Raw genomic sequence first — 21955 nt, 5'->3', positions numbered from 1 at the left:
ACGCTTTCTTAACCTGTCCGTGGGGCCGCTATTTGTTCAGCTTTGATTACAGGTTTGGCAGAATGCCAAAGGTGATAGATTGGTGTGTGTTCATGATGAAATTACTGTTCTTCCAGATTCGAAATGCGTCGTGACAAGTTCTCGATGGCCTTGTCCTTTTGCTGGAGCTGGCCTTGCAACTGGTCGTTTTGCTCAATCAGAGCGGCAATCAGGTTGTTCGCCTGAGTAATCTTGTTTTCCAGCTCACCTGTAAGCAGACCGGTTTGCTGGGCGGGATCGGCCACGGCGACAACCGGTCCCAAAGGCACGGCGGTCGGGGCGCTTGGCGTCAAGTTCCACTGTGCCGGGCGTTCGACTCGGGCAATCCGGTGGCCATCATGCCGTATGCCGGAATCCTGTGGGTCAACGTATGGTCCCAAGTGGTAGGCGTGAATCGCCTCGGGGGTACGAACCTTGGCCATATTGTAAGGATCAAGCTGAGTGCCCGAAACTTGAATGGGCTGTGCTGGTTGCACTGGCGGGGCTTGTGTGGAAGCTGATTCAGTCGTTTCGCAACCATTCAACATCAAGGCGATGGGCGTAATCGCTAAAATGGCAGTGAGTAGTTTTAATTTATCCTTCATTGGTATCATCCTCCTTTTTCCAAATATCCTTGTTGCTGACGTTACCCCGCGAGCCTTCGCGGGCGTCGATAGTTTGGGTGACGTAAACGTAGAATTGCTTCCCGGTGGGCACGCGAATGTAGTAGCCGTCACGCTGAATCGTTTCCCGAATCTGCTCCGCATACTCGGCCATGACGGCGGTGGCGCCGTCTAAGGCCGCATTACCGACGGAGCTTTCGGCGATCTGAACCGTAGAGCCAGTGTCGGTAATAAAGTTGTCGTATTCCTTGAACCCCTGCGTAGCGGCGGCAAGGAAGGTGGCCGCGAACAGCTTAATTTCGTTCCAGCTATCGCTCTCTATGAGATGGCCTTTTAAGCCTGCGGAGCCATCACGCAGTCCCCATTCTCCGGTGTTGAAATTGTATTCGCGGTCAAGGGCAATGCCCTGTAAGGCTAGCTCGGTGCCATTTAGACGGTCCTGAGTCCGCCAGACGAAATTCCATGTGCCGGTGGCGGCAATACGGTCACGGTTACGGCTTTCGCTGGCGCGGCCATGAACTTCGGCGCCTGCTGGGATAATGACTTTGCCCGCATTGACAACATCCTCGGTGACGAGCCCAATAATCGGCGTATTAATCGCATTACTCTCAACGGTGATAGTAAGCTCGCATGGAACGAGGCGGCCATACGGAGCATAGTTTTCGGAAAGCTCCGGTTGATCCTTGGGCGGCTTGCCCGTAAAGAGATTTAGCGGCAGTGCCGGCTTCGTCTTCTCCTTGGACTCTGGTTGACGCGCCAAAAGTGGCCGGGATACGGCTGGTTCTGGCGCTGTCTTTTCTTCTGTGGGCTTAGGCGTCTCGACGGAGTTCGATTCAACAATGGCGCCTGGCATTTTAAAACGCGGGATGTCCCGCTTATAAACCTCCGGCTTGTAATTGTAGGTTTCCTCATCTGGCTCGTTAAAGTCTGCCTTGGCCTGTCCCTCCCCAATGGAGTCGAGTATAACCACGGTGCCAATTGAGCCAACAAGGAGTAAGAGGACAACGGCGTTCCCGAGTGGTGATTTAATAAATGTAAGCATCGTAGTCAGAGATTAGGGGATGAGGAGTTTCGCCGGATCATTCACTTGGGATACAATGATCTGGAATGGATTCCTGATGCTCAGGTCGGCTCGTTCGCCGTTCGGCTTGCCGGTAATCGCGATGTAGGCGATGCTATCAGACTGAGGGGGGATGATGCCCGATGCGTCCGTGATTGAGGGAAAGTAGAGATTCTGCCCAATCCTGACGGCTATCATTTGCGGCGTGTAAAAGACCGCTTCTTCGGATTCGTTCCGTAAGCTGATCTTGAAAACAAGCGTGTCGTACTGGTTGAATCGATAAATGTCATCGATGCGGACATTAAAGTCCCGGTATTCCGTGGTCAGGTTTTGCGGGGCAATATGTTGGATCTCTTCATCCAACATATTCGGGTAGGCTTCGCTGATCAGGTGGTAGCTTTTGGCGCGATCCAGCAAATCAACCAATGCACTCGGCGTAGCCTTGCGTATGACGGCGGGTTGGGCTCCATAGCCTGATTCAACCATCGCCGTTTCACCGGAATCCACCAAGCGAACTGTCCGGTAAGGAATCTCGTCCTCATGATGATAGAAATTAAAAACGTAGGTCTGATTCTGATAAACCACGTTGAGCGCTCCCCTTGCATTGGGCTCGGTAGCCCGGACGGAAAAGAAGTAGCGGCCTTCAATGTAACTGAGTAGTACCGGCGCCTTGTTCTTGGGGTCACTGCTGACGTTAGCCCCATCGATGGATGACAACGGTCCCGGAAACGTGATCGTGGTCGGCGTATTGCCAATGGGGATGTTGTAGACGGTTTGCGGATTGAGCGCATACTGCTTGATAACATCACGGTTATAGCGGTCTACCTCCGCCAACAATAAGGCTGGCGTCAGCCAAAGAAACAAGTGAATGAGACGTAGATTCATGGTGCAATTACAGTAAAATTTTGTCCTCAAAGGATGTGACCGCTAAAGGAAAACGCTTGTTATCGAGCATGTTCGGGTTGCGGTGCAAAACGAGGGTGAGCGTAAATTCCGGGTCTTCGACAAAGGTCTTACCTTCAAAGGTTCCGGTTCGGATCAGTTGCCCTTTTACCTGGGCGAAGACTTGTTCTTCTCTGGTTTCGAGAATCTTGATTTCAAAGACTTCAACTTTCTGGTGAATGTCCTTCTCCCGAAATTCCTTGGATGCTTGCGAATGCAAGTCGCGTGCGTGCTTCAAGGCTTTATCCAGAAATAGTTTGTCGAGTAATTCAGGCATATCGAACCCGTTGGGATTCTGCGAAAACAGGGCGTAAGTTGCCCATAAAGCCAGTTCTTCGTGCACACGAGTCGCCTCCTGAAAGTCCAAAGTTGGAGCCACGGAAAAAGTTCCTGCGCCATCCATGACAACGATACGTTCACGAGTGCGATAGGCGTTGATGATGAAAAAGGGCTGGATGACCACAAGGCCGAGTAAGAGAAGCGATACGAGAAACCACATGCGGGCCGCCCATGCGTTGTCCGTGAACAACTTCAGGGGATGGAACTGCTTTTGCGGCAGACGCTTTGCTCCACGCTCCTGCGCTTTTGTCGGGTCAGGCTTGGAGTAGTCTAATGTTTCTGGATTATCTGAACTCATACATCAATTACGGGTTTCGCGGCGGTTCCAAGGGCGAACAGTTTGGCCGCATGTTGACTTCCCGTTGGATCACTTGGAGATACGGGAAGCATGGGGTTCGTAGGCTCCGGTGGCGCTGGCAAGGCTGGTTGACTTTCGCTCGTAAGCTCAAGTGCGCCCCCTTGAAGAGCTGGCTGTTGAAAGTGTCTGAGTGCGGGGCCTAGTTCGGTTGATGAATCTCCGCCGTATGCGGGGGGTGGTTCGCCAGTCGTGTATCCACCAGAACCACCAATACTGTCGTAGGTTGATGATGGAGCTGGCGCCGGGGCCGGGTTACTTGGTGGAGTTTCACTTTTCGGGGCCGATTCGCCATTTCCTCTAAAGCCCATGCTTCCTCCCATGTAGGTTGCAAATGCGGCGGCGCCAGTTACGGCGCCGGTAATCCCCTGCAAGATGGCGCCGCTGGAAAAAAGAATAAACATGATCGTCGGCGTTGCCAGAGTCCCGATCACCAGAATTAACGACGCCATTATGCCCATGATAAGGGAACCAAAACTCATCATGTAGAGCGATGTTCCTGTATCGTTTCCGGTAAAAGTGGATGCGCCGGAAAAATCCTTAATAACTGCCATTGCAGCGAGATTCGTTATCGCAAAGCCAATAGGCCATGCCATGACAGCCATGATGTTTGAAATCAGCTTTACGCCGATATTACCGAGTGAGGGGAAAATGAATAGCGACAAGCCAATGGGCAGGAATAGAAAACCCAGCCACGTTAATACATATTGCAATATATAGAAAGGAACCTGAAAGAGCGCCGCTAGCGTAATCCCTAGCTTTGCCACTCCGTAGACAACACTCAAATAAAGCGAGTTGACGATACGATCCACTCCCCAGCCTTCAGCTTCCGGGTCTTCATCGATCGTATTAATCAACGCCTCGGTAACGGCGAATGGTTCGCTTGCATAATCTTCGTTGATAATTTCTGCGGCCTGAGCGAACCCGCTGTTGAGCCCGTCAAACCAGAAGCGTACCGATGATATTAATGCAATTAGAAGGAAGCAGATGAAAATAGGCTTAACCATTGCCACCATGTCTGCCTCGGTATCTGAAAGCCGAACCAATCGAACAATGAGTCCAGCAATCAGAATAAAGTAAGGCACAAACATGAGCCCTTCTTGCAGCTCAAGAATCGTGCTTTGAAAGTCTTCAAGATATATCGGGCCGAGAAGGTTCATGATCCTAAAATTGAATTATTGTGAGTCCTGAATGCCTTTAAAATAATCGCTGCCCGTAGTTCGGGTTCCATTTGCGGCGGAAGCCTCAACTTTGAAATCGATGCCCCCGTGCTCCTTCATTTTCTCAATGATGTACTTCTTGCGAAGGCTTTGTAGTTCTTGAACGCGAGAACCAGTTTGATCACGAAGTTCACCAAAGGCTTTACGCTCCTCGCGAGTCATCGATTCATGTTCTTTGATGTATCGACTCCGCTGTTCCATGTATTCAGCCGAGAGCGTTTCGATTTCCTCAATATACGGGTCTTCGATGATAACATTCTCCTTGCCTTCAACGATGATGTTGATTGTCCGGGCGGGTTGTCCCTTTTCGGCAATGGCAATTGTAGCTTCCTGCTGATCATCGCTGCATCCGTAGAAAGCCAGCGACACAGTTAATATAAATATTCCGATGCTTCTCATAACTGGTAGGTTTTTTAGTTTTCGGAGCTGGTGAGCCCCGTTAGATACTGTTGCAAAGATTGATAGGCGGCGTGCTGGTCCTGTAACTGCGCCTTAATGGAGACGGATTTTGCTTTTGCCTCTTGGTTTTCACCCAGTTCCTTCAATGCGTTGTACTGCTGGTATTGCTTTTCGCGCTCGGATATCAGCAAAGCGATTTGGCCGTTCTGAGCGTTCACAATGGCGGAAAGCTTCTGCACTTCCGCGTCGGTGGCGGCGTTTTTCAATTCGGTCAGAGTGAGGGCCTGGTTTTCCTGAAGCTCCAGCAAGCGCGCATCGATCTCTGTGGCGGCTTCAACGTAGTTGGTGTACTGCCGATCCACTGCGGCATACTTCTTTAAAGCAGCATCGTTGATGTTTACCGCTTGGCCGGTGACGGTTACAGAGGGGACTTCCTCGAACAAACCGCCATGAGTTTCATCAAGACTGTCAGAACCATCTGCCTGCTCAATGACTTCGTTCCACGGAATGCCGTAGTTGAGGTCATCAATAAAGTCATCGACCGACAACACTTCCAAGGAAGGCAGGTTGACCGCAATCGGGTCGCCCATCCAGTCTTTCATAATGGTTTCCACTTCAAGCTGCTGGGTCATCGTATCAATTTGCTGAGTCAGTTGTTCGTACTGCTGCTGCCACTCGGCTAAGACTTCGCCGTGATTAGCGATGTCTTGTATTCTCGCCGCAATTGTCTGCGCGGTATGTCCGGGGTCGGTTACGACCCATTGCGCACGCGCCGAAAGCGCGCATAGCAAGATGGAGAAAAATAGAATAAGCTTCATGCGATTACCTTGCTTTTAAGTAGATGACTCGCTCGTCCCTGAGTTCGCCGTTGATTTCCTGTTCGGGAATAACAATCGGAACGAAGGTTTCCGTTTCGTCCTGATCGCCATACTGCTGCTGCATTTGCTGGTTCTGCATGATCCAGTACTGCTGTTTGACGCTTTGGTTGAGCGCCGCTTCGTAGCCGCTGCGGTAAGCAAGGCGCTCGCTTTCCTCGGCATAAGCGTTGGCTCCCAAGGCCGCCAAAGCGCCTATCGCCGCGCCCCCGGTTGTCCATGCGGCGTCGCCGTCTGAGGCTTCATAGGCGGTGAATGCGCCGAGTGCGCTTCCGCCGACTACGGTTGCGCCCTTACCGACATCGCTACTCGCGCAACCGGCAAGCAACGCGCTGACGATAACTAGGACAGAGAATATATGGTGACGCCCTGTTGGGGGAAAGTGTGTCTTCATTGGGTAATGTTCTCCTTTTCAGGCTGGGCCTTGGTTTGGTTGTAATAGGTCTGCGCTTGTATATTCAGGGCGGTTCCACAAAGAGGCGGTCTGGCTCCAGGTGCGTAGTAGCACACACTGGAATACTTGTGCCCCTCGGCTTGTTGCTCTACGAGTGGGTAATCCATGATGGATTCCTGCACTGATGGCGGTAGCCCGGTGTCCTGCGCAATCTCCTGAATGTCGGCCTTGTCCAACTGACGCATCAATAGATGCTGCTTGGAATTACCCATGACGACGGAGCGAATGCGCGAGCTTTTGAAGCGCTCGTATTGTTGCACGATGGAACAAGTCCAGCATGAGAACTTGCGAAGCTGCGCGTATGCTTCGGAAACCGTTTTCTCGCCTCCCGGCACATCAAGGAAGCGCGAGACTTCTTCAAAGATGATCCGTTTGCGCAAGCTGCGCGGCAGTGAAATGATATGCTGCCGGGCGAATGAGGTAATGAGCAATCCAGCGGCAGTGCGTAGTTCCACGGCTTCGTCGCCCAATTGCCCTAACTCAAAATGAGCAATCCGATTTTTCAAATCGATGTTGGTGGCGCCATCGAACAGTTTACCGTAACTGCCGGTAGCAGTCCACGCCGCCATGAGGGTAGCCAGCTCGTCAATTTCCTCCTTGGGGTGATACGAGCTGCGCCCGAATCGCATCAGCTCAATCAATTGAGAGTGGATCGGATATTCTTCGGGTTCAAAGTAGGCAAAAGCGGTGTCCTTCACGTAATCGCTCGTGTCGGCGTGCTTGGCAAACTCGACAATCTTGTCCGGTTGGATCGAGTTGAAAAATTCCAAAGCTTCCTCGTTCTCTGAGGCAAGTAAGTCCCGGAATATGCTGAATGCTTCGACAAAGCTGGTCTTGGTCTGAATCTTCTCCTGCTTCCATAGGTAGGTGGCGCACGCCATCTTGCGGACCTCAGGCATACGGTCACGGTGCTTGTTACTCCACGATTCAAATTGGTCCCGGTAGAGCAAATCGATGTAGTGTCCAATCTGCGCCTGCCTGACCTGCTGCCGCTCCTGCGAATCGGGCACGCCAATCATACGTGAAACCAAGGCGACGCCAGAGGATATTTGCAGGCGGGTCAGCGGCATACCTGCCGTATCGAGATAATTGATAACGAGGTCGCTATCGGGTTGGATAATGATTGGTACCCCTCCAAGGTTATTCGTGAAGCTTTCGTACGATAGCCCTTCTTCAATGATAACCGTGTAGGCGAATTTGTGAGCGGTTTGCGATAGAAGGTCTTCCATGAAGACCGATTTACCGGCGCCACTGATGCCAAACAAAACCGTATGTTGTGGGGTTCCGCCGACAAAGGTGTTGATGCCAACAAGATTGCTCTGGTTGCCATCATAGAGCGCTTCGGCATTATCCAGATAGCCGGTGAAGGTCGCGGAAAAGGGCAATAAATCGGCCAAGTAGCCGTCTTCGGCATACTCGTCGCGGTGGGTGTAGCTGGAACCAGTCCAGCCCGGCCATGAGGCAAAGAACAGCTTCTTGCTACTGGCAAAAAGGGTGTTCTGGTAAATCTCGGCTCCGTTCATCTGAGCGACGGCCTGCTTGAGTTCGGCTGTTTTGGCGCGAAGGGTTTCCAAGTCCTTCGCCCAGGTGCGAATAATATAGGTAACGCTGAACGGCTTCGTGTAGCCCTGCGCAAGCGCGTCGATGGTTTTCTCTTTCTTCTGGATGGCCGTGGCGTCCGATTGGCGCCCCTTGTGCCGGTGCTCGTTTTTGAGCCGGTCGGCTTCCTTTTCCTCCTTGCGGATAATCTGCCGAATGTCGAGGGGTTGAATATTGACGGTGATCTGATAATCCAGTGACGGCAGACTCGTCAGGTTATGGATGATGCCGGGGTAGGTTTCGCTGGGCCAGCGCTGGACCGTAAAAATGCTGTGGTAATAGCCGTCAAATTCCAAAGCGGCCTTGTCCGCCGAACGTATGTCACAATGCAGGCAATTTTCCTGAATCGTGTATCGCTCGTCGAAACTACGTTCGTAGTCGTAGTCAAAACTCTCGGAAAGTGAGGGGTTAAGGAACTGCTTGCAATAGGCGTAGTGTTCCACGTCATTCATGGGGGCAACGGATGTGTCCGCACCCAAGATGTTGCGCATCTGATTTTCCCGTTCGCTAAAATGCGTCCTCAAACTGTCGAGCTGCGCGTCATAGAATTTGCGCAGTCCGGGCTTGGATTTCAGGTTGCCCGAGTAACTTTCCATTTCACAGACAATGAAAATGACAAGGTGCTCGCGCCTGAGTTGACGCGCTAGCATCCTTGACCAGTAGCGCGAGAAACGCTCATTGCGAATGGCCTTCAAATAGTCGTCCTGGCAATGATCGAGTGTTTCCTGATAATACTGCGTCAACGCGTGGCGGTAATCATTGTTGCAAGTCCATTGCACTTGCATCGACTCATTCGATCCCAGCGAATTTAGCAGGTGCCGTATTTTACGTTTGTACTCATTTTTGAGGCTCACGCTGCCGCCTCGCAAATCAGGCGTTTCGACCACGAAACCCTTGGCGACACGGCAGCCCTTTTCCAGTGAGCCGAAAATGAGCATGTCATCGGCAAACCAGCCATTGGGCGCCTGACTACTCATAGAGCCCTCCTAGATAGCGTGGATTAACCGGCTGATTCGCCTTCACAAATGAGAAGCCCGATGAGGTAATATTGTGGAGCCAATCACGGTCATATCCTCGCGGTTTGTTGTGACGAAGCGTGAAGACATAGATGGTGGGCAGCGCCAAGAATGGCGCCGCCACCAATATTGAAGCGACTAATCCAAGCCCAATAATGCTAAAGGAAATCATGCTTACCGATAGCGCCACAACGACGCCAATAATCGGATAGAGAAAGAGATTCCCTGAGAGGCCAAATGCCTGGCCTTTTGAATCATTCGCCGCATTGGTGCGGGTACGCTCAAGCTGCTCCATAATAACTGATGAGGTTAATGGAAATAATTTCTACGGCCTGAGGCCGTATTAGAACGAGGGCGTGACAACGGCGTCGCCGAGGCCAGCGAGCACGAAAAACGAGGACATGATGAGCCCAGCGCCAGCGATGATCACACCGCCGAATATCGATGAGTAGCCTTCTGAATCGCCATCCGAAATCTTTCGGGCGCCACGCCACACAAGGAATACTCCGTAGACAAATCCGAAGAAAAAGATAACGCCTAACGCCAGAGAAAACATATCTTTGAGGTCAGTCAGCGTGGCTTGTGCGAGGATGGGTGTAAGCGTTGTTGCATTCATAGATATTGATATTTTGATATTTATTTTTAGTTTCTATGGCCCATTGGACTTAGTATATTATCTTCTTATCGATCTATCCTAAACCCGGGAACAACACTTAGATCGTTAGCCCTCTAAAAGTATTCCAGTTATTTCCGCCCTTAACAAAATAATTACATTTATCGGATCTCAAACCATACTAGATTAAATGATAAACGCCGATCATATTACAAAAATGAAAGGTCATTTGCTGGCCAATATCCGGGGGCAAAATACCGCCATCGATAAAGCCTGCTCCGTGCTGGAACGTGGAGCTTTCAAATTATCTTCCCCGGATCGTCCGTTAGGTTCTTTTCTGTTCGTGGGGCCAACGGGTGTTGGCAAAACTGAACTGACCAAGTGTTTTACGCATTACCTTTTCCCCGGTGATAATCGCCTCATCCGTTTCGATATGTCCGAGTATCAAAACAAGGAGCAATTGGAAGTACTCCTTGGTGACGGCAACAATGCACAAGGGCAAATGGGTCGCCAGTTCGATTTGAACCGGGATGCCAGCGGCAATCTTCAAGGCGGAACAATCCTGCTTGATGAAATTGAAAAAGCGCATCCCGATTTGCTGCTGATTCTCCTGCAAATACTGGAAGACGGTCGCTTGACCTTGCGGGACGGCACGCTCCTGAATGTCTCGAATTTCTTTGTGGTGCTCACTTCTAACATCGGTGCCGCCGAAGCAATGGAGATGCGAAAATCGAGCGTCGAAACCGTTGAACGCGTCGTGTTCAACTTGGTCAAAGAGAAGCTTCGGCATGAGCTTGTCGGGCGTATTACTGAGCAAATAGTATTTCGTCGGCTGGAATATGAGGTGCAAGTCGAGATCGCTGGACTCTTACTTGCTCGCGAAATCGAGCGGTTGAATCGTCAATTCGATACGCAGATTTCGTTCAACAAAACCGTCTTGGAATTTGTGCTCATCGAAGGTTTCGATGCCCGCTTTGGTGCCCGGCCCCTGCGCCGGTGCATTGAACGCTTGATTGGCGACGCCCTCGTTGAACAACTCAAGCTAGGCAATCAGCCTGCCGGAATGCTGGTTGTCGATTCCGACGCCGGTAAGCTGCGTTTGCAGACTGAAAGCCATCCCGCCTAGCGGTTCGCCAGGCGGGACAAGTGGGCTTTTTAGATTTAAAAAATTTGCAGTATTTTTGTTTGAGGGTTTTCTGGAAATATTTCGTTTAAGAGGTCATGAAACAGAATGATTTCGACCAAATAATTCGTCGCATGAAGGATGCGACAGTTCCTGATTGCCCGCCTTCACTTGAGAACAATGTGCTGCGACGAATCCGGATCACTGCGGATGAAACAACTCAGTCAATCTCCGAATGGTTGTTTGGGCTGGTCCCTCAACCGCAGTTCATTCTTTCTGCTGTTGCACTTACATTGACCGTCAGCCTGGGGAGCACTATCATTTCCACCAATTTGCAGGCCGATGTTACACAAAAGAAAGCATTGGCATTAACAGCACTTGATTTTGATGTATTTCAGGACAATGACTACCTCAACTTAAATAATGATAATCCATGAGCTGCGATTGTAATAAAAAAAACAAAACGGTGATTATATTCGGATTAATCGCAGGCCTCGTTTTTCTTTGCGTTCTTGTATCCTCACTTACTTCCAATCTACTTACCCATCAAACAGATTGGACCAAGCAATATGAGCGGGATGGACACCAATGGCTCCATCATGAACTGAACCTTACTCCTGAGGAACTCGCGGCGATCAATACGTTCGAGCCCGATTACCGAAATGAGCGTGCGAAATTGCAGCATCAATTTCAGTCTAAAATCGAGCAGCTACGTCAGGAAATTGTCAGTTCGGACGAATTTTCTAATGAGGCAAGAGTGATTATTCACGAACTTCACATTATTCACGGGCAACTACAGGAGTTATCGATTCAGCACTACTATCAAATGATGAGTGTATTGCCACCAGAAAAGCAATCTCGCCTGAGAGATATCGCAGCGAAAGCACTGAGCGTTCCGCAGTAATGTTTACATGGAATCTGAGCCCAAAGACGAGGAGCTGATTGCAAAGATTGGCCATGGAAATGAAAATGCGCTCGTTCATCTGATGGTACGCCACAAACAGGCAGTATTTCAGTTTATTTACCGATATCTATGCAATCCGAATGACGCAGCAGAAATCACCGAAGAAACCTTTTTGAAGGTGTATCAAAATGCCGCCCGATTTAAGGTCAAGGCGACACCCAAGACCTGGATTTTTGCCATCGCGCTCAATTTGAGTCGTGATCGTATCCGCAAAGAGAAGAAACGTAAAGGACATCTATCTCTACATGCTGCGTCGGAAGAAGGGCATGCTGGCTGGAGTCTTGAGGAAAGGTTGCAATCCAGTACACCCGCCCCCTTACAGAGCATAGAGTCGAGCGAAGAATTGATTCGCATCCAGAACGAGATAGCACAACTCCCGGAGAAGCTTAAGTTCCCGTTCATCTACTGCATTCTGGAAGAGCACTCCTACGACGAATGCGCCGCTATTATCAAGACTAGTCGTAAAACTGTAGAAACGCGAATCTATCGGGCTCGTCAGATCCTTAAGTCTCAGCTCGAATAAGGTTTAGAAGAAATCTTGAGGGTTTAGTCAGTTTTCTTCGTTAAAGCATTATTCACCCGGGTAAGCTATTTCCCGCCTCACAAAATCAAGATGGTACTCTTGTCGTCAGTAGCGATTCGTTTTTTCATTTAAAAAGTAAATTATATCTATGAATAAAAAGGCAGATATTTATCGTATGGTGACGCCTAATCATCTCTGCCCTTGGGGAATCAAGGCGTGGGACCTCCTCAAGCGCAACGGCTACAAGGTTAACGACCACCACATCGAATCGATGGAGGCCAATAAGCGGTATAAGGAGGAACACGGCGTAAACGAAACGCCGCAAATCTACATCGAAGGTGAGCACATAGGGGGATATGATCTACTACGCGAGCGCTTGGGGCTTGGTCCTGACCCGAAGGAGGGAGAGACCTACCAACCGATCATCGCGATTTTCGCGGTCGCGCTGGGCATGGGCCTTACCACGACATGGGCCTTTCTTGGCAGCATTGATTTGGTTAGAGTAATTGAGTTGTTCATTGCCTTTAGCATGTGCGCACTGGGGATTCAAAAGCTGAAAGACCTACAGTCGTATACCAACGGTTTCGTGCAATACGATTTACTGGCTCAGCGCTACGTGCCTTATGCCTCGGTTTACGCTTATATTGAGACGCTGGGCGGCATCTTGATGATAGCCGGTTTGCTGACCTGGATCGTCGCACCAATTGTTTTTATCGCGACTGCAGTTGGGGCGATTTCGATCATTAAAGCAGTATACATTGAAAAGCGGAACTTAAAGTGCGCCTGCGTCGGTGGCGGGAGCGATGTGCCTCTGGGCTTCATCTCGTTGACCGAGAATCTTATGATGATGGCGATGGCCATTTGGATGATGATTCAGGCGGTTTAGTTAGAGAGTTGTCAGAGGGTATTCGAGCAAGGACAGAAGAATGGCAGAACATCAGCACGCCAATGACAAAAACTCCCTTAGTTTATGGGGCGCCGTATCGATGGGCACTGGCGTAATGATAGGCGCTGGAATCTTCGCGCTTACCGGACAAATTGCAGAGCTCGCGGGGACTTGGTTCCCGTTAGCTTTTTTCGTCGCTGCGGTTGTGGCGGGTTTCAGTGCTTACAGCTATGTGAAGATGGCGCAAATATACCCTTCTGCCGGAGGAATTGCAATGTTTCTCAAAAAAGCGTACGGCCGTGGTCTGATGACCGGCGCCTGTGCCTTACTGATGTATTTCTCCATGGTGATCAACGAGAGTCTGGTTGCCCGCACATTTGGCACATACGTCCTTCAGATTTTCGATGCCAAGGATGCTCAATGGCTTATTCCCGCACTGGGCGTTGGTCTGCTCTGCTTTGCTTTTTTTGTCAATATTCTCAGTAATAAGTTTATCCAGACCTTCTCGTTTGCCACAGCTTTCGTCAAAATCGCGGGGTTGGCGGTTCTGGCTATAGGTGGTTTGTGGGCTACCGGTTGGTCTTTTGAAAGTGTTTCCGTTGAACCACAGGATACTGGAATTACGAGCTTTCTTGGGGCAGTCGCGCTGGCTATCCTCGGTTACAAAGGCTTCACCACCATCACCAATAGCGGTGGTGAACTGAAGAATGCCAACGAGAACGTCGGACTCGCCATTATTTGGTCCATCTCCATTTGCGTCGTGCTTTATGTTTTCGTCGCGCTGGCGGTCGGGGCGAATCTAACGATTGAAGAAATCGTGAAGGCAAAAGACTACTCTTTGGCTGAAGCCTCGCGCCCGGCGTTTGGCCAATTCGGAGTGTGGTTCACGGTTGGATTCGCCATCATTGCGACGGTATCAGGCGTCATTGCCAGTGTCTTCGCCGTATCTCGTATGCTGGCCATGCTAACTTCCATGCAACTGGTGCCTCATCGGCATTTCAAGCTACCCGGAAATCTTCAGCGGCACACACTTGTTTACACCGTTTCCATTGCCATTCTACTAACCATCTTTTTCGACTTGAGCCGGATTGCTTCGCTCGGTGCGGTGTTTTACATCGTGATGGATATCTGTATTCACTGGGGTGTGCTCAGGCACTTGCGCGAAGACGTACAGGCTAAGGCATGGGTGCTCATTACCGCAATAAATCTGGATGTGGTTATTCTTATTGCTTTTCTTTCGGTAAAAGCCCAGTCGGATATGCTGGTGGTTTGGATTTCCCTTATTGGCCTCGTCCTGGTTTTCGTAGCTGAAAAGTGGTTCCTAAAACTGCACGAATACGATGAGGATGACCCACACTACTCAAAGGAGACAAGCTCATCATGATTGCTGCAATTGTCCTTGTCATTATCCTTATCGTTTTTGCCATCGCCTTTCATTACTGGGCTTTGGGAGCATTATTGAAACTATTACCGGATGAATGCGGACCAAATCGGCATTTTCTCCATGCGGTAGGCGTTTTACTACTGGTCATGGGCATCCACGTGACAATTATTTTCTGCTTCACTATCGTATTTTGGTCCGGCACCCAGTATTTGAACTTGGGAAGTTTGAACGTGGGCGGCGCTACATCCTTCATGGATTATTTCTACCACTCAGCAGTCAGCTATTCTACTTTGGGATTGAGTGAAGTGCCAGAGGGGCACTTGAAGATTATGACAGCTTTCGAATCGCTAGCAGGGATCATGCTATTAACATGGTCAGCAACCTTTTATTACACTGTCATCGGAAGAAATTCTAAGCAGTGATTATATTTTCTGCCATACCCAGAAAATTCCTACTGATTTTTTGAGGGTTTTAACCGGCGACTACGTTTAAGCAGTCATTCATGAAACCAATTTTCTTTAAAGCCCTCAAAGTGATGCCCGTGTGCGTGCTATTTTTATTATCGCTAGCATATAGGGTTGCTTTTGCAACTGATGAAATTGCGTCACCATCGGAGTTGACCGATCTGCAAAGCTACCTGACACAGGCGCTAGCGGAAAATCCGCAACTAGATGCTTTTGAAAAGCGTTACGAAGCTGCAATACAGCGTATCCCACAGGCATCCGCCTTACCAGATCCGATGTTTCAAGTAACCCACTTCGTTGAGTCGGTGCAAACACGAACCGGACCACAGGAAAACGTGTTCATGCTTAGCCAGAAGATACCGTGGTTCGGTAAATTGAGCAGTCGGGAAAATGCCGCTTCAGCTGAAGCTGAAGCGCTCTGGTATGCTTACCAAAGCCAGCAGTTAATGTTAGCTCGCATGGTATCGGTAGCCTTTTATGAATATGGCTACACCCAAGAGGCAATTCGCCTGACAGAAGAAAATCGCGATCTACTCCGCAAGCTGGAACCCATCGTTGAAGAAAAAGTAAGAACTGGGGGCGACCTTAATGCGTTACTGCGTCTGAAGGTCGAAATTGGAAAAATTGATGACCGGTTACAATCCTTGCGACAGAAACGCATCGCTCAATCGGCCAAACTTGGCGAACTCCTTGCTTTGCCTGAATCAACGTTATTGCCTTGGCCTAAGTGGGCAGCTCCAGAAACCGTTTCACCGGATGGCTTATCTTTAGTGGCTGCTATTCGGGAAAATAATCCAGAATTACAAATGCTGGAGCGAAAAATTTCCAGTGCGGAGGCCCGCCGTGAAATTGCCCGCTTGGAAAGCTTTCCCGATATTACATTGGGATTTAATTATATCCAGACCGGCGACCCCGTCGTGAACCCAACGACTCCAGACGCCGGGAAAGACCCTTGGGGGTTTACGGTCGCGGTAAATATTCCTATTTGGTTTGAGAAATACGATGCCGCAAAAGCGGAAGCATTGGCCAACCAGCGTTCTTTTGAGAGCGAGTATAACAATCGGCTGAACGCGCTTCGTGCGGAACTGTCCACGAGCTTAGCAACGCTGGAAGACGCAAATCGGCGCCTTAAACTCTACGGTGATGAGTTGCTTGGCTTGGCAGAGCAGGCGGTGGAAAACAGCCGCGCAAGCTATGAATCGGGGAGGACGGGGATACTTGAAGTGATCGATAGCGAGCGTTCGCTGCTGGATCTGCAACTGCTCTTTTGGCGCGCCGCATCCGATGCTTGGCAGCAGCGCATCACCATTCAAACCCTGGCCAATTTGCCTATCCTAGGAACCTTTCACGCAACTCAGAACAATGAATAAGAAACATATTTTAATCCTTGGCAGCTCAATTGCTGCGGCCCTGGTCGTTGGCATTGGGGTAGGACGCTTCGCCTTCAGTAACGCACCCGCGCACGACCATTCAGCCGGTGTGACTGAAACGGTAGAAAAGAATACTCAGAAGGCGACAGAGCCGACCATCTGGACATGCTCAATGCATCCGCAAATACGACAGTCGGAACCGGGAAAATGCCCGATTTGCGGCATGGATTTAATTCCCTTGGTTAACGACGCAAGTGCGGATGATGACCCACGTGTTCTAAGCATGAGTGAGGCCTCTCGCGCCTTGGCAAATATTCAGACATCGGAAGTCTTTCAAGAGTATCCGGAGGCAGAAATCCGTTTGGTAGGCAAGCTCGATTATGACGAAACCCGGGAGAAGTCCCTCACTGCGCGTTTCCCTGCGCGGATCGACGAGTTGTTTGTCAATTTCACCGGCATACCCGTTAAAACGGGTGAGCATTTGGCTAAGGTCTACAGCCCGGATTTACTCACTGCGCAGCGCGAACTATTGACGGCCTACCGAGCCGATCCGAATAGTTCCATCACTCGCGCCGCCCGCGATAAACTGCGTCTCTGGGATCTGCTTCCCGAACAAATCGACGCCATTATCGAAAGTGGCGAAGCCAAGGATCATTTTGTGCTGAAGGCGCCTGTAGGAGGAGTCGTGGTGGCAAAACACGTGAAAGAAGGCGACTACGTAAAAACGGGCGAACCACTCTTCAAGATCGTTGATCTTTCAGTGCTCTGGGCTTACTTAGATGCTTACGAGTCCGACCTGCCATGGTTGCGCTATGGTCAGGATGTGGCCTTTTCCGTAGAATCCTTTCCCGGCGAAACCTTTCACGGGCAGATCGCTTTCATTGAACCCGAGGTCAACCGCAAAACGCGAACGGTTCCCATCCGTGTCAATGTCCCAAACAAGGATGACCGTCTTAAACCGGGCATGTTCGTTCGTGCCGTTGTCGAATCACGTTTAGCTGAAGATGGAAAGGTTTATGCGCCGGAGTTTGCAGGTAAATGGATTAGCCCAATGCACCCGGAAATCGTGAAAGACGGCCCGGGTCAATGCGATATCTGTGGCATGGATCTTGTGCCTGCCGAGGAGTTGGGCTACGTTAATAACGCTAAGAAATCCGTCCCTGTTATAATACCTAGTTCCGCCGTTATGAGAACAGGAAAGCGCGCCGTCGTTTACGTGGAAAAGCCTAATGCGGAACGCCCAACCTACGAAGGACGTGAGATCGTGCTCGGCCCACGAGCTGGTGACAACTACATAGTCGTCGCCGGGTTGGACGAGGGCGAGCGAGTCGTGACCAAGGGAGCCTTTAAGATCGACAGCGCCCTGCAAATTCAGGCTAAGCCGAGCATGATGAACCCAGAAGGCGGAGGCCCCATGCCCGGCCACAATCACGGTGGCCAAGCGCAGGCAGGGACTGGCAATGACCACTCTCAGCATCAGGGAATGACGATGGTGGAAATTCCCGCTGACATGCTCTCGAAGCTTCTCGGGCCTTACTTGGAAATGCAGGCCGCGCTAGCGGCGGACGATTTGGACACCGCCAAGGCGCAGGCTAAAGCGATGATGGTGATTACCGGTCATAGTGGCAGCTTGCCCGAGTTGCTTCACGATATGCTCGCAGCCGAAACACTGGATGCATTTCGCCTACCTTACTTTGAGAGACTATCCAATGCATTTATCGAAGCGGCGAAGAAAAGCCCAGATAACTTGGAACTAGACTTGATTGTGATGCATTGCCCAATGGCGAATAACAATGCTGGTGCGGATTGGCTGCAATCGTCAGAGCCCCTGCGGAATCCATATTTCGGCGAAATGATGCTGAAATGCGGCGAGGTGAAAGAAACGATCAAAATCCGTCAGGAGTCGGCAAGCCATGCCCATTGAGCCATCCCGCAATCCGATCAATTTGCTGATCCGGTTCTGTCTGGAAAATAAATTGGTCGTCATTCTTTTCGCAGTCGTGTTGATTCTCTGGGGCACAGCCGTTGCTCCATTTGACTGGGAGTCCGACATGCTACCACGTGATCCTGTACCGGTCGATGCCATACCGGACATCGGCGAGAATCAGCAAATCGTATTTACCGAGTGGATGGGGCGCTCTCCGCAGGATATTGAGGATCAGATTACGTATCCCTTGACGACTGCCTTGCTTGGCCTTCCTGAGGTCAAAACCATCCGCAGTTACTCGATGTTTGGGTTCTCGTCGATTTATATTATCTTCAAAGACGACGCGGAGTTTTATTGGACGCGGTCACGCATCCTTGAAAAACTTAACAGTCTGCCTTCGGGAACACTACCTCAAGGCGTCTCGCCGCAACTTGGCCCTGATGCGACCGCTCTAGGGCAGGTATTCTGGTATACCCTCGAAGGCATGAGCCCGGATGGAGAGCCCACCGGAGGCTGGGACTTGGACGAGCTTCGCAGCACACAGGACTGGTATGTCCGCTATGCCCTGCAAGGAGTGGATGGTGTCGCTGAAGTCGCTTCCATCGGCGGCTATGTCAAAGAATACCAGGTCGATGTCGATCCTGATGCGCTGCGTACTTATGATATCGCCCTGCATGAGGTCTTTGACGCGGTTCGAGGGAGCAATCTCGACGTCGGGGCTCGCACGATTGAAATCAACTCTGCTGAGTATGTCATTCGTGGGTTAGGTTTTATCGAAAGTCTCGACGATTTGCGTAAGACCGTCATCACGCAGCGCGATAATATCCCTATCACACTGGACGAAGTAGCCGAGATTGAATACGGTCCAGCACTGCGACGTGGCGCACTCGATAAGGCGGGCGCGGAAGCTGTCGGTGGTGTCGTCGTGACGCGCTACGGTGAGAATCCCCTGGCCGTGATCAAGCGCGTTAAGGAAAAGATTGCGGAGATATCGCCAGGCTTGCCCAAGAAGACGCTCGAAGACGGAACCATCAGTCAGGTGGAGATCGTTCCTTTCTATGACCGCACCGGTCTGATTTACGAGACGCTGGGTACTTTGGAGGATGCGGTCCGTCAGCAGATTCTCGTCACCATCATTGTCGTAGTCATCATGGTACTGCACTTGCGTAGCGCGTCCCTGATTTCAGGCGTCCTGCCGCTGGCAGTTCTGTTTTCTTTTATCGGCATGAAGCTCTTTGGAGTCGATGCCAACGTCGTTGCGTTATCCGGTATTGCCATCGCCATCGGCACCATTGTCGACATGGGCGTCGTCTTGATCGAGAACATACTTAAGCACCTCGATGATGCGCCACCGCAAGAAAATCGACTTGAGGTTGTCTATCGTGCTTGCACGGAAGTCGCCAGTGCCGTGGTCACGGCAGTCTTAACGACCGTTATCAGCTTTCTTCCCGTCTTCACGATGGAGGCAGCCGAGGGCAAGCTGTTCCGCCCTCTCGCTTACACCAAGACCTTCGCGCTGATTGGCTCGATCATAGTTGCCTTGACCATTATTCCGCCGCTGGCCCACTGGTTTATTGCCGGACGCTATCAGTCTCACCTGGCAAAATATGGCCTCTGGGGAGGAATCGGCATCATTGGCTTACTCGCGGCATTATTCGTTTCCTGGTTTCCCTGGTGGCTAGGACTCTTGATGGTCGTTGCCGCAGTCTTTCATTTAGCCAGTCCCAAAATCCCGGCAAAGGTGCAGCGCACGGTGCTCTTTGCCTTCAACTTCATTGTCGCTGTCCTGGTTGCACTCTGGCTCGCAGCCGACTGGAAACCACTCGGTCCTGAAGAACATATACACAACATCATTTTTGTCCTGATCACCGTTGGAGGACTCCTTGGTTTCTTCTACATTTTCATCAAGTTCTATGCGCGTATGCTTGCAGTGCTCCTGCGCATGAAAATCGTCTTCATCGGGCTTAGTGCATTAATCGTTGTCTTTGGCTTCACCGTCTGGGTGGGGTGGAGTAGTCTCTTTGGCTGGCTTCCCGAATCCGTTCAAAAGTCCAAGCCCTACGTGGCAATGGCCCATGCCGTTCCGGGTTTGGGGAAAGAGTTTATGCCCGCGCTTGATGAGGGTTCCTACCTGCTCATGCCGACAACGATGCCGCACGCTTCCATCGGCGAGGTAATGGATGTGCTCAGCAAGCAGGACATGGCAATCAATGCGATTCCTGAGGTGGATAGTGCAGTCGGAAAACTTGGTCGGGTCGAAAGCCCACTGGATCCCGCGCCTATCTCCATGATCGAAACCATCATCAGCTATAAATCCGAGTATATCACTGATGATAATGGTCGCATTCTGACCTTTGCTTATGATGAGTCCACTGACGATTTTGAACGTTACGCAAACGGTGAACTCATACCGGACGAAGACGGAAAGCCCTACCGCCAGTGGCGCGACGAAATCAAAAGCCCGGACGACATTTGGGAGGAGATTGTCAAAGCGGCAAGCATTCCGGGCACAACCTCAGCACCGAAACTCCAGCCTATTGCAGCCCGAATCGTTATGCTGCAAAGCGGGATGCGTGCTCCTATGGGACTTAAAGTATACGGGCCCGATTTAGAAACCTTGGAAGAAGTCGCTCTGGATATTGAAGGTCTGCTAAAGCAAGTGCCATCGATCAAAGCCGAAGCTGTTCTGGCCGATCGTATTGTCGGTAAACCCTATCTGGAGATCGACATCGACCGTGATGCCATTGCCCGCTACGGCGTGAAAATCAAGATGGTTCAGGACGTTATTGAAGTTGCAATTGGCGGTAAACCGATCACGCAGACCGTTGAGGGGCGCGAACGCTATCCGGTGCGGGTTCGTTATATGAGAGAATTACGCGACACCATTGAATCGATAGAGAGCATTCTTGTCGCCGCACCGGACGGCACTCAGATCCCGCTGCGAGAATTGGCTTCGATCAATTACGTTCGTGGGCCCCAAGTCATTAAAAGTGAGGATACCTTTCTCGTCGGCTACGTTATTTTTGATAAGCGTGACGGCTACGCTGAAGTTGAAGTGGTCGAGCAAGCTCAAGACTTTCTCCAGGAAAAAATTGAAAGTGGGGAGCTGAATATTCCGGCGGGAATCAGCTACAAGTTTACCGGCAGTTATGAGAATCAGGTGCGGGCCGAGAAGAAACTGAGGGTGGTTCTGCCCATCGCGCTTTTTGCGATCTGGCTAATCCTCTATTTCCAGTTCAAACGTATTTCCACGACCTTGCTTGTCTTCTCTGGTATCCTCTTCGCTTGGTCGGGCGGCTTCATCCTGATTTGGCTCTATGGTCAGCCTTGGTTCCTCGACGTGAGCCTGTTCGGGCACAACCTGCGGGATCTGTTCCAAATGGGCACAATCAACCTTAGTGTGGCCGTCTGGGTGGGCTTTCTTGCCCTTTTCGGTATCGCCACAGACAACGGCGTCATTGTTTGCACCTATCTCCAGCAGATTTTCACGGAGAAAAATCCAAAGACCCTGAGTGAGATCCGCGCTGCTACCGTCCAGGCCGGCGACCGTCGCGTGCGCCCGGCTATGATGACCAGTGCAACCACCATCCTCGCACTCCTGCCTGTTCTTACCTCGGTTGGTCGCGGCTCGGATATCATGGTACCGATGGCAATTCCGTCCTTCGGTGGAATGCTTCTGGCGATCCTGACCATCTTTGTCGTGCCTGTCCTTTACTGCGGACTGGCCGAGATAAAACATAATTTCAATTATTCGAAAAGAGATTCATGAAGGAGCAAGTCTTCTCAAAACGACAGCTTATT

The 21955-nt window shown here is 50.7% G+C and carries 21 protein-coding genes; 10 read left to right on the top strand and 11 right to left on the bottom strand.

All coding sequences use genetic code 11. The annotated features are described in order from the left end of the window. Positions 1–101 precede the first annotated feature (101 nt). The 11 genes from O3S85_RS15830 to O3S85_RS15780 are packed head-to-tail and all read right to left on the bottom strand — an operon-like array spanning position 102 to position 9516. Complete coding sequence (locus O3S85_RS15830; protein ID WP_269541669.1) at positions 102–623, bottom strand: hypothetical protein; 522 nt, start codon at positions 621–623, stop codon at positions 102–104. Next, positions 613–1683, bottom strand: coding sequence for a TrbI/VirB10 family protein (locus O3S85_RS15825; protein ID WP_269541668.1), 1071 nt, complete (start codon positions 1681–1683; stop codon positions 613–615). Before O3S85_RS15825 ends, O3S85_RS15830 begins: the two co-directional genes overlap by 11 nt. A 12-nt stretch (positions 1684–1695) precedes the next feature. Continuing rightward, on the bottom strand, positions 1696–2586 hold the full coding sequence (locus O3S85_RS15820; RefSeq protein ID WP_269541667.1) for a hypothetical protein: 891 nt from the start codon (positions 2584–2586) through the stop codon (positions 1696–1698). A gap of 7 nt (positions 2587–2593) precedes the next feature. Beyond that, a complete protein-coding gene (locus O3S85_RS15815) occupies positions 2594–3280 on the bottom strand; it encodes a hypothetical protein (RefSeq protein ID WP_269541666.1) in 687 nt (228 codons plus the stop codon). Beyond that, a complete protein-coding gene (locus O3S85_RS15810) occupies positions 3277–4497 on the bottom strand; it encodes a hypothetical protein (protein ID WP_269541665.1) in 1221 nt (406 codons plus the stop codon). Before O3S85_RS15810 ends, O3S85_RS15815 begins: the two co-directional genes overlap by 4 nt. A 15-nt stretch (positions 4498–4512) precedes the next feature. Next, complete coding sequence (locus tag O3S85_RS15805; RefSeq protein ID WP_269541664.1) at positions 4513–4926, bottom strand: hypothetical protein; 414 nt, start codon at positions 4924–4926, stop codon at positions 4513–4515. A 44-nt stretch (positions 4927–4970) separates the two neighbouring features. Beyond that, positions 4971–5774 (bottom strand): DUF4141 domain-containing protein, encoded by an 804-nt coding sequence (locus tag O3S85_RS15800; protein WP_269541663.1) that lies wholly within the window; start codon positions 5772–5774, stop codon positions 4971–4973. A gap of 4 nt (positions 5775–5778) precedes the next feature. Continuing rightward, positions 5779–6225 carry a hypothetical protein gene (locus tag O3S85_RS15795; RefSeq protein WP_269541662.1) on the bottom strand — a complete coding sequence of 149 codons (447 nt, stop codon included), beginning with the start codon at positions 6223–6225 and terminating at the stop codon, positions 5779–5781. After that, entirely contained in the window at positions 6222–8861 is a 2640-nt protein-coding gene (locus O3S85_RS15790; protein ID WP_269541661.1) for a VirB4 family type IV secretion system protein, read from the bottom strand. The genes O3S85_RS15795 and O3S85_RS15790 overlap by 4 nt, the downstream gene beginning before the upstream one ends. Beyond that, complete coding sequence (locus O3S85_RS15785; RefSeq protein WP_269541660.1) at positions 8854–9195, bottom strand: hypothetical protein; 342 nt, start codon at positions 9193–9195, stop codon at positions 8854–8856. The genes O3S85_RS15790 and O3S85_RS15785 overlap by 8 nt, the downstream gene beginning before the upstream one ends. Positions 9196–9243: 48 nt before the next feature. Beyond that, positions 9244–9516, bottom strand: coding sequence for a hypothetical protein (locus O3S85_RS15780; protein ID WP_269541659.1), 273 nt, complete (start codon positions 9514–9516; stop codon positions 9244–9246). 187 nt (positions 9517–9703) lie between these two features. Between O3S85_RS15780 and O3S85_RS15775 the strand changes: the two genes are divergently transcribed. The 10 genes from O3S85_RS15775 to O3S85_RS15730 all read left to right on the top strand — a co-directional run bounded on the left by O3S85_RS15775 (position 9704) and on the right by O3S85_RS15730 (position 21923). After that, on the top strand, positions 9704–10639 hold the full coding sequence (locus O3S85_RS15775; RefSeq protein ID WP_269541658.1) for an AAA family ATPase: 936 nt from the start codon (positions 9704–9706) through the stop codon (positions 10637–10639). A gap of 95 nt (positions 10640–10734) precedes the next feature. Continuing rightward, positions 10735–11073, top strand: coding sequence for a hypothetical protein (locus O3S85_RS15770; protein WP_269541657.1), 339 nt, complete (start codon positions 10735–10737; stop codon positions 11071–11073). Continuing rightward, complete coding sequence (locus O3S85_RS15765; protein WP_269541656.1) at positions 11070–11540, top strand: Spy/CpxP family protein refolding chaperone; 471 nt, start codon at positions 11070–11072, stop codon at positions 11538–11540. Before O3S85_RS15770 ends, O3S85_RS15765 begins: the two co-directional genes overlap by 4 nt. A gap of 7 nt (positions 11541–11547) precedes the next feature. Further along, positions 11548–12123: an RNA polymerase sigma factor gene (locus O3S85_RS15760; protein WP_269541655.1), complete on the top strand. Its 576-nt coding sequence runs from the start codon at positions 11548–11550 to the stop codon at positions 12121–12123. Positions 12124–12271: 148 nt separating this feature from the next. Continuing rightward, entirely contained in the window at positions 12272–13009 is a 738-nt protein-coding gene (locus tag O3S85_RS15755) for a glutaredoxin family protein (protein ID WP_269541654.1), read from the top strand. Positions 13010–13049: 40 nt separating this feature from the next. Next, complete coding sequence (locus tag O3S85_RS15750; RefSeq protein ID WP_269541653.1) at positions 13050–14393, top strand: APC family permease; 1344 nt, start codon at positions 13050–13052, stop codon at positions 14391–14393. Then, the gene (locus tag O3S85_RS15745; protein ID WP_269541651.1) at positions 14390–14815 is read left to right on the top strand and encodes an ion channel; all 426 of its coding nucleotides are present in this window, start codon (positions 14390–14392) and stop codon (positions 14813–14815) included. Before O3S85_RS15750 ends, O3S85_RS15745 begins: the two co-directional genes overlap by 4 nt. An 80-nt stretch (positions 14816–14895) precedes the next feature. Continuing rightward, on the top strand, positions 14896–16227 hold the full coding sequence (locus O3S85_RS15740) for a TolC family protein (RefSeq protein WP_269541649.1): 1332 nt from the start codon (positions 14896–14898) through the stop codon (positions 16225–16227). After that, the gene (locus tag O3S85_RS15735; RefSeq protein WP_269541647.1) at positions 16220–18151 is read left to right on the top strand and encodes a heavy metal-binding domain-containing protein; all 1932 of its coding nucleotides are present in this window, start codon (positions 16220–16222) and stop codon (positions 18149–18151) included. Before O3S85_RS15740 ends, O3S85_RS15735 begins: the two co-directional genes overlap by 8 nt. Further along, entirely contained in the window at positions 18141–21923 is a 3783-nt protein-coding gene (locus O3S85_RS15730) for an efflux RND transporter permease subunit (RefSeq protein ID WP_269541645.1), read from the top strand. The genes O3S85_RS15735 and O3S85_RS15730 overlap by 11 nt, the downstream gene beginning before the upstream one ends. Positions 21924–21955: the final 32 nt, after the last annotated feature.

Source organism: Cerasicoccus sp. TK19100 (assembly GCF_027257155.1).
Lineage (GTDB): Bacteria > Verrucomicrobiota > Verrucomicrobiia > Opitutales > Cerasicoccaceae > Cerasicoccus > Cerasicoccus fimbriatus.
This window is presented reverse-complemented; position numbering and strand designations above follow the sequence as displayed.